Below are 7,771 nucleotides of genomic sequence, written 5' to 3' on the forward strand. Positions count from 1 at the left end.
CGCAAGAAGGTCGGCGGCCAGACGGTCACCGTCGTCGGTGCGATCCTCGGCCAGCACAAGCCCAACATCATCGAGACGGCCAACGCGGTCAGCAAGACCGCGCTGCTCGCCGCCGAGAACGCGCTCACCTCGGCGAAGATCCTCAAAAAGGGTGACGTCGTCGGGTACGTGGACGACCAGCTCGGCGGCCACACGCCCGTCGTCGTGACGAAGGACGTGCCCGCGGTGGGCTGGGCCGGGCTGAAGGTGAAGCTGTCCTTCGCCGCCGACCAGGTGCCGCACACGGCCAAGGCCGGCACCAGGGTGGGCACGCTCACCGTCGGCGACGGCGCGGCCGGCGCGGTCCAGGTCCCGGTCGCCCTGCGCAAGGACCTGACCGAGCCGGGCTTCACGGACAAGCTCACCCGCATCGGCTGACATCGGCGGCCCCCGAGGCCGCACACCGGCCGCAGGCCGGCAGTACGCCGATCGCACGCGTCCCGTCGGGGAGCCCCACCCGGGAGCTCCGCGACGGGGCGCGTGCTAGCGTCACGAATCGGGGCACGTCGCCGGTCGCGGGACGCGGCCGCGAACAGAGGACGGGACACGGGGAGTGCCTTCAGGTGGCCACAGCGGAGCCGACACGCGCCGACGACGCCGATCCGGGCCCGGGAGCCGGCCCGCGAATACCCGTGTCCACCGCCACTGACACGGACCGCCGCCGCGAGGGGGCCGGGCGCACCGCCCGGGACGTCGTCATGGCCGTACGGGAGCGGATGCTGCGGCGCCCCGCCCTGTCCGTCACCGCCCTCGCCGGTCTGCTGCACGTCGCCTGGTTCTTCACGTTCGCCAACAGCGGCGGCGACCTCGCCGCACAGGACGCCTGGGCCGAGTTCGTCGGCCGGCACCCCGACTCGGCGTACAACCTCGCCTGGTACGGCGGCATGCACCCGGTGTCGTACAGCGTGGTGTCGCCGTACCTGATGTCGGTGCTCGGCGTGCGCACCACGATGATGATCGCGGGCACGGTCTCGGCGGGTCTGCTGACGATGGTCCTCATCCGCAGCCGCGCGGTGCGCAACCCGCTGTGGGCGGCGCTCGCGGGCGTCTTCGGGCTGCTGTGCAACGCCATATCGGGCCGGGTGACCTTCGGCCTGGGCACGATGTTCGCGCTGGGCGCGGCCGCCGCCGTCTTCTGCTGGCCGCACCGCTGGCGCTACAAGCGCTGGGCGAAGGCCCTGGTCGCGGGCTCGCTGGCGGCGCTGGCCACCATGTCCTCGCCGGTCGCCGGGCTCTTCGTGGGCCTGATCGCGGTCGCGCTGTTCCTCCAGAAGCGGCGGCCGGGGGCCTGGGCGCTGGGGCTGGGCCCGAGCGCCGTGGTGGCGGTGTCGGCCTGGCTGTTCCCGTTCTCGGGCACCCAGCCGATGACCTTCCTGTCTGTGATCCTGCCGCTGCTGTACTCGGTCCTCGCCGCCGTCCTCGTGCCCAAGGAGTGGAAGACGGTCCGCATCACCGCCTGGGTCTACGGCCTCTCGGTGGTCCTGGTGTGGCTGATCAGCTCCCAGATCGGCTCCAACATCACCCGGCTCGCGATGCTGTTCGCCGGGGTGGTGCTGGTGGCGGTGCTGCCGTTCACGGTGCCGCGCACGCGCAAGTGGTACGTGACCGTGCTGGCCCTGGTCAGCTTCGTGGTGTGGATCGGCATCAAGTCGGTCGACGACATCGTGCACACCACTCCCGCCGCGTCCTGGGCGCGCGAGCTGGCCCCGCTCGTCAACGAGTTGCAGCAGGTCGGCGCGGAGAAGGGCCGCGTCGAGGTGGTCCCGGCCCGCTCCCACCGCGAGGCGTCCGCCCTCGCGCCGTACGTCAACCTGGCCCGCGGCTGGAACCGTCAGGCCGACATGGAGCGCAACCCGCTCTTCTACGACGACACCCTCAACTCCGCGAACTACCACGAGTGGCTCCAGCGCTGGGCCGTCCACTACGTGGTGCTGCCCAAGGACGACCCGGACGGCGACGGCGGCGAACGCGAACGCGCGCTGGTGCGGCGGGGGATGCCCTATCTGCGGCAGATCTGGGGCGACGCCAACTGGCAGCTGTTCCAGGTGACCGACCCGGCGCCGCTCGCCGAGCCCGGCGCGGTCGTGGACCGCGCCGAGCAGGGCGAGCTGACCATCGAGGTGCGCAAGGCGGGCCGGATCCTGATCCGCATCCCGTACTCGCCCTGGCTCAGCCTCGTCGACGAGAAGGGCAAGAGCCTCAAGGCCCCCCAGGAGACCGAGGCGTCCAAGCACCGCACCGAGGGCGCCCCGAAGACGTACGACAACGTCAACGGCTGTCTGATGGAGACCCAGCAGGACGCCAAGGGCGACAAGTGGACCATGCTCCTGGCCCCCCGCGCCGGCACCTACCGCCTGGCAGCGCCGTACCAGCTCCCACGCGGCACACCGTGCCCGGACGAGCTGAAGTGAGACCGCCCGGTCCGGCTCAGGCGAGGAGGTCCTCGATGGCCTTGGTGACCTCCGGGGACTCCGGGTCGGTCCGCGGGGAGAAGCGGGCGGCGACCTTGCCGTCGCGGCCGAGGAGGAACTTCTCGAAGTTCCAGCGGATGTCGCCCGCGTGGCCCTCGGCGTCGGCGAAGCCGGTCAGGCGGTCGTAGAGCGGGTGGCGGTCCACTCCGTTGACGTCGACCTTCTCGGTCATCGGGAAGGTGACTCCGTACGTGGCCGAGCAGAACTCGGCGATCTCCTCGGCGGTGCCCGGCTCCTGGCCCATGAACTGGTTGCAGGGCACCCCGAGCACGGTGAAGCCGCGCTCGGCGTACCGCTCGTGCAGCCGTTCGAGACCGGCGTACTGCGGGGTCAGCCCGCACCTGGAGGCCACGTTCACGATGAGGACGGCCCGTCCGGCGTACTGCCCGAGGTTCGCGGAGCCGCCCTGGAGGGCGCCGATCTCCACGCCGAGGGGCGAGTCGGCGGGAGTGCCGGAGGAGGCGCCGGCCGCGGTCACGTCGTCGCTGTTGCTGTCTGCAGTCGTCATGCCCGGATGCTAACCGCGTCCGGTGCCGGCCCCGCGGCCGCCTCGACGAGGACCTGGCCGGCGCCCGTGCGGGAGTACAGCACCGAGCGCCCGGCCCGCCGCCGTTCCACCAGTCCGCAGTCCAGGAGCACCTTCAGATGGCGGCCCACCGAGCCCAGCCCCTGCCCGGTCACGGCGGTGAGCTGGGTGGTGCTGAGCGGTGAGTCGAGCAGGACCAGCACCTGGGCGCGGGCCCGGCCGAGCAGCGCCCCGAGGCCGGCGGGAACGGCGGCCCGCCGCTCGTCGCCGCCGGCGAGGGCGCCCGCGCACGGGTAGACGACGGCGTAGCGCCGGGCCGGCTCGTCCCACGACACCCAGCCCGACCGCGGGGTCACCGGCACGAAGAGCAGCTCAGCGCCGGAGATCTCACGCGGCGGATACTCGTGCAGATTGACCTGGAGCCGGTTCTCGCCGAGCCAGCGCGTCCCCGGCCGCAGCGCGTCCAGCACCGCCGCCCAGCCGCCCCGGCTCACCTGCGCGGTCCGCGCCACCACGTCCGCCTCCAGCACGCGCCGCCGACGGTCCCAGTACGGCCGTACGGCATCGCCCCACACGTACTCCAGGAGCCGCGCCGCGCGTTCGGGCACGTCGTCGCCGTCCAGTGCGGCCGGCAGCGGACGGCCGCCGAGGGACACCCGCAGATGGGCGCGGGCCTCGTCCGGCGGTGTCGCACGCACCCGTGCGACACCCTCCTCGAAGCTCTCCCCGTCCAGGGGTGTCGGCGTGAGGAAGTCGGCGATCCAGTCCCGGCCGAGGCCGGCCCGCACGAGGAGCGCGGTCACGGGCTCGGCCGCCAGCAGCGCGCGGTAGGCGGGCAGATGCGCGCGCAGCCAGGCCTGCTCGCCGGGATGCGCGCCCAGGCGCCCGGCCGCGCCCCGGTGCAGCAACTGGAGGCTCGCGAAGGTCTCCGCGAGCGGCGAGAGCAGGAACCGGCTCCCGGCGAGCGTGTCGGCGTTCACCTGCCACCACCCCACGGACCGGGCCCCCTCGACTCGACACGGCTGATGTTTCGCACGTACGCGAAACAATAACGGCGACCACCACGCCCCCCGCACACTCCGGCGCATGCGCAGCTACCAGGACCTCTTCCGCACCCCGGAGTTCACCCCGCTCTTCCTCGCCTCCGCCGCGCAGACCGTGGCCCAGACGGTGAGCGGTCTCGCACTCGGCACCCTGGTGTTCCGGTCGACCGGCTCGCCGCTGCTGTCCGCGGTGAGCATGTTCGGCCCCTCGCTCGCCCAGGTGCTGGGCGCGACCCTCTTCCTCTCCGGTGCCGACCGGCTGCCCCCGCGCCGGACGCTGGCCGGCGTCTCCCTCGCCTTCGCCGCCGGCGCCGCGCTGCTCGCCGTCCCCGCCCTGCCGGTGTGGGCCCTGTTCGCCGTCGTCGTCGCCCAGGGCCTCGTGGCCTCGCTGGGCGGCGGCGTCCGCTGGGGCCTGCTGAACGAGATCCTCTCCCACGGCGGCCGCGACGGCTATCTGCTGGGGCGCTCGGTGTTCAACATGATGAGCGGCCTGATGCAGATCACCGGCTTCGCGACGGGCGGCCTGCTGCTGGCCGCCCTCCCACCGCGCGCCTGCCTCCTGCTGGCCGCCGCCCTCTACACCACCGCGGCGGCAGCCGCCCGACTCGGCCTCACCCGGCGACCGCCCCGCACCACCGGCCGCGCCTCGGTCTCGGCGACCTGGCGCACCAACGCCCTCCTCTTCTCCGACCGCTCCCGCCGCCTGACCTACCTCGGCCTCTGGCTCCCCAACGGCCTGGTGGTCGGCTGCGAATCGCTCTACGTCCCCTACGCGCCCGCCGCGGCCGGCACCCTCTTCGCCTGCGGCGCCCTCGGCATGCTGGCGGGCGACGTAACGGTGGGCCGCCTGCTGCCGCCGGCTGTACGCAGGCACATGGCCACCCCACTCCTGCTCCTGCTGGCGGCCCCGTACCTGCTCTTCGCGCTCCACCCCCCGGTATGGCTGGCCGCCTGCCTGGTCACGGCCGCCTCGGCCGGCTTCGGCGCGAGCCTGGTCCAGCAGGAGCACCTCATGGCCCTGACCCCGGCCGGCCTCAGCGGCCACGCCCTGGGCCTGCACTCGGCCGGCATGCTCACCATGCAGGGCGTAGCAGCCGCCCTGGCAGGCACCATCGCCCAACTCACCACCCCGGCCTGGTCCATGACGACCATGGCCACCGCCTCAGCGGCAGTCACCCTCACCCTCGCCGCGGCGGCCCGCCGCATCTCTTCAGCGCCGAGCGAGCCGGAGGAACGCGGCCCAGGAGGCGGGGGCGACGGTGACGGAGGCAGCCCCGCAGGGAGCGGTCTTGGAGTCGCGGACGTGCACGGCACAGGGGGCAACGGCGACTTCGAGACAGGCGCCGCCCTGATCACTGCTGTAACTGGACTTGAACCAGCGCAATCCAGTGCTCATGACTCTCCTAGGAAACGACCCAACAGGCTCCTGGTCGCATACGGGTTGAGAGCCTGCGTCCGCAGCATCGCATACCTGCGCTCCAGATAGGACACCTCGTCCGGGTCGGCGATGATCCGGCTTCCACGCGGTGCCTCGGTGTAGGCGAGCCGCTGGTGGTCGGGGGTCTCCAGCAGGATGAACGGTCCCGCGAGACCTGCGTGGAACTCGCGCCCCACCGGCATGACCTGGAGTGTGACGCCCGGGATCCGCGACCAATCCAGCAGCCGTCTGAGCTGTTCCTCGTAGACCTCCTGGCCGCCCAGCCGGTCGATCAGCGTCACCTCGGAGAAAATGAAGCAGACGGTCGGGGGATCCTTGCGGTGGAGAATCTCCTGACGCGCGAGCCGCGCGGCCACGCGCAGTTCGATCTCGTCAGCAGTGAGAGTCGGCACGTCGTTGCGCAGCACAGCGCGCGCGTAGGCCTCGGTCTGGAGCAGGCCGGGCAGCACCTGGTTCTCGTACCAGGACTGAGTGACGGCCTCACGCTCCAGATCGATGAATTCCTCGGCCCACCGCGGAAACAGGTCCACCTCGGGCATGTTGTTCACCGCCACGGACAGCACACCCCGTGTGTCGAGCACTTCGTCGAGTTGCTGGGCCAGGTCCTCCTTGAGGGGCCGCCTGCCCTGCTCAATGGACGCGATCGTCTCCTCGTCCACGACCACCCGAGCGGCAAGCGACCGCTGAGTGTGGCCCGCCGCCTTGCGAAGGGCGGCGAGCTGCGCTCCCACCATGCGCATCGCCGACGCGTTCTTCCTGCGGGACCGCGTTCCACCACTCATCCCACGGACTCCTGCTCCATCCGTACCTTCACCAGGGCGAACCCGTACACGCATTCCGTACGGGAGCACTCACTGCCCCATGCTCAACACGAACCGTCACCATCACCCCGTGAATGAGGAAACCCCACCCGTACGTGAACGTCTCTACCGGCGCGAACGCCAATCCGTCCCGGCCGCCCGTGAGTTCGCCAGGCAGGCCCTGTCGGACTGGGCCGTGCCGGCCCCTCCGCACGACGACATCCTGCTGTGCGTCAGCGAACTGACCACCAACGCGCTGCTGCACGGCGTACCACCGGGCCGCGGATTCCGGCTCCGCCTGCTACCCGGTCGCGACACCCTCCGCGTCGAGGTCCACGACAGCGGTCCCGGCACCCCGAGTCCGACCACCCCGACCGACGAGTCCGGCCGGGGCCTGCTCCTCGTGACGGCCCTGTCGGCCAAGTGGGGTGTCGGGCAGCGCGATCCGGGGAAGTACGTGTGGTGCGAGTTCACGTACTGATTCCGGCGGCCCGCCCGAAGACCCCTCACTCGTCCTCCGGGTCCTCCAGGGCCTCCGGAGTTCCCGGGGCCTCCGGGGAGGTGTCGGCTTCGAGGAGGCGTTCGCCGATGTCGTCCGCCCATTGCTGGGCCCAGCGGCGGAGTTCGGTGGTGGCGTGGTCGTCGAGGCCGTAGGCGGTGAACTCGCGGTCGTCGAGCCATTCCGCGCCGACGAGGCGGGTCTGCAGGTCGGTGAGGTCGAAGGCGTCGCCGGAGTGGCGGCGGCCGAGCTCCTCCAGCTCGGGGTGGCTCCAGCGGGCGGCTGCCGCGTGGACGTCGACGAGATCGGGGGCGAGGCCCTGGCCGGCGAGGGCCCGTACCCGGGTGCCGACCAGGTCCTCCAGCGAGAGCACGGGCCCGAGTTCGCTGGACTCGACCGGCCGCCACAGCACTTCCTTGAGGATCTGCACGGCGCACTCCTCGCCGCTCGCGGGATCGCCGACGACCAGGCGGGCGGCGAGGGCCTCCGTGCCCGACGGGCGTACGCGCCAGCCGCGTTCCGCCAGCCCGGAGCCGACCGCGGCGGCGATGTCGCCCGTCGCGGCCGGGCTCTCGGTGGCGAACTCGACGTCCCGGCTGACGCGGCCGACCAGACCGTGCGCCTGCACCGCGTGACCCCCTCCGAGCGCGAGCCCGTACGGCTCCCCGGCCGCGAACACGTCACGCAGCAGCCGCCGCCGCACCTCACCGACCTCGACGATCATGTGGCGATTATGGCCGGTGAGGGCTCGGTCACTTGGTCATTTCGCGGGCGAACGCGGCGTACTTCGACGGCAGGCCCACCGAGGACGGCCCGAAGGAGACGACACCCTTGGTGGTCAGGCCGGCGCTGCCGGCCTTGAAGTACCAGACGTTGCCCTGGTTGACGTTCTCGCTGCTCGTGCCGGCGACCAGCTCGCTGCGGCCGTCCTTGTCCATGTCGACCAGCGAGACAC

Annotated in this window: 7 protein-coding genes and 3 pseudogenes; 4 read left to right on the top strand and 6 right to left on the bottom strand. The window is 72.1% G+C overall.

The features are described from left to right. Positions 1 to 417 (top strand): annotated as a pseudogene (locus tag IE249_RS37790) (D-alanyl-D-alanine carboxypeptidase); the annotation flags it as partial. 185 nt (positions 418 to 602) lie between these two features. Next, positions 603 to 2,450, top strand: coding sequence for a DUF8823 domain-containing protein (locus IE249_RS18800; protein WP_189705979.1), 1,848 nt, complete (start codon positions 603 to 605; stop codon positions 2,448 to 2,450). A 16-nt stretch (positions 2,451 to 2,466) separates the two neighbouring features. Here IE249_RS18800 and IE249_RS18805 read toward each other — a convergent pair whose 3' ends face one another. Then, positions 2,467 to 3,018, bottom strand: a complete 552-nt coding sequence (locus tag IE249_RS18805) for a glutathione peroxidase (RefSeq protein ID WP_189705980.1) — start codon at positions 3,016 to 3,018, stop codon at positions 2,467 to 2,469. Beyond that, positions 3,015 to 4,031, bottom strand: a complete 1,017-nt coding sequence (locus IE249_RS18810; protein WP_189705981.1) for a winged helix-turn-helix domain-containing protein — start codon at positions 4,029 to 4,031, stop codon at positions 3,015 to 3,017. Before IE249_RS18810 ends, IE249_RS18805 begins: the two co-directional genes overlap by 4 nt. A 91-nt stretch (positions 4,032 to 4,122) precedes the next feature. Between IE249_RS18810 and IE249_RS18815 the strand changes: the two are divergent. After that, a pseudogene (locus tag IE249_RS18815) lies at positions 4,123 to 5,316 on the top strand (MFS transporter); the annotation flags it as partial. On the opposite strand, the gene IE249_RS18820 reads toward IE249_RS18815, so the two are convergent. Together IE249_RS18820 and IE249_RS18825 are read right to left on the bottom strand one after the other, a co-directional pair. Beyond that, positions 5,290 to 5,475, bottom strand: coding sequence for a DUF397 domain-containing protein (locus IE249_RS18820; protein ID WP_189706029.1), 186 nt, complete (start codon positions 5,473 to 5,475; stop codon positions 5,290 to 5,292). The pseudogene IE249_RS18815 and the gene IE249_RS18820 overlap by 27 nt on opposite strands. Continuing rightward, on the bottom strand, positions 5,472 to 6,299 hold the full coding sequence (locus tag IE249_RS18825; RefSeq protein ID WP_189705982.1) for a helix-turn-helix domain-containing protein: 828 nt from the start codon (positions 6,297 to 6,299) through the stop codon (positions 5,472 to 5,474). Before IE249_RS18825 ends, IE249_RS18820 begins: the two co-directional genes overlap by 4 nt. 79 nt (positions 6,300 to 6,378) lie before the next feature. Here IE249_RS18825 and IE249_RS18830 point away from each other — a divergent pair, with 79 nt between their 5' ends. Continuing rightward, positions 6,379 to 6,798 (top strand): ATP-binding protein, encoded by a 420-nt coding sequence (locus tag IE249_RS18830; RefSeq protein WP_189705983.1) that lies wholly within the window; start codon positions 6,379 to 6,381, stop codon positions 6,796 to 6,798. 25 nt (positions 6,799 to 6,823) lie between these two features. Here IE249_RS18830 and IE249_RS18835 read toward each other — a convergent pair whose 3' ends face one another. Further along, positions 6,824 to 7,540 (bottom strand): hypothetical protein, encoded by a 717-nt coding sequence (locus tag IE249_RS18835; RefSeq protein ID WP_189705984.1) that lies wholly within the window; start codon positions 7,538 to 7,540, stop codon positions 6,824 to 6,826. 28 nt (positions 7,541 to 7,568) lie between these two features. After that, positions 7,569 to 7,771 (bottom strand): annotated as a pseudogene (locus tag IE249_RS18840) (hypothetical protein); the annotation flags it as partial.

Origin of the sequence: Streptomyces anandii JCM 4720, assembly GCF_014650655.1 — a bacterium.
In the GTDB taxonomy this organism is placed as follows: domain Bacteria; phylum Actinomycetota; class Actinomycetes; order Streptomycetales; family Streptomycetaceae; genus Streptomyces; species Streptomyces anandii.

Bases quoted from the DNA above. Each gene is read 5' to 3' on its own strand.
- IE249_RS18805 (WP_189705980.1), bottom strand. From the start codon at position 3,018: ATGACGACTGCAGACAGCAACAGCGACGACGTGACCGCGGCCGGCGCC.
- IE249_RS18820 (WP_189706029.1), bottom strand. From the start codon at position 5,475: ATGAGCACTGGATTGCGCTGGTTCAAGTCCAGTTACAGCAGTGATCAG.
- IE249_RS18825 (WP_189705982.1), bottom strand. From the start codon at position 6,299: ATGAGTGGTGGAACGCGGTCCCGCAGGAAGAACGCGTCGGCGATGCGC.
- IE249_RS18830 (WP_189705983.1), top strand. From the start codon at position 6,379: ATGCTCAACACGAACCGTCACCATCACCCCGTGAATGAGGAAACCCCA.
- IE249_RS18835 (WP_189705984.1), bottom strand. From the start codon at position 7,540: ATGATCGTCGAGGTCGGTGAGGTGCGGCGGCGGCTGCTGCGTGACGTG.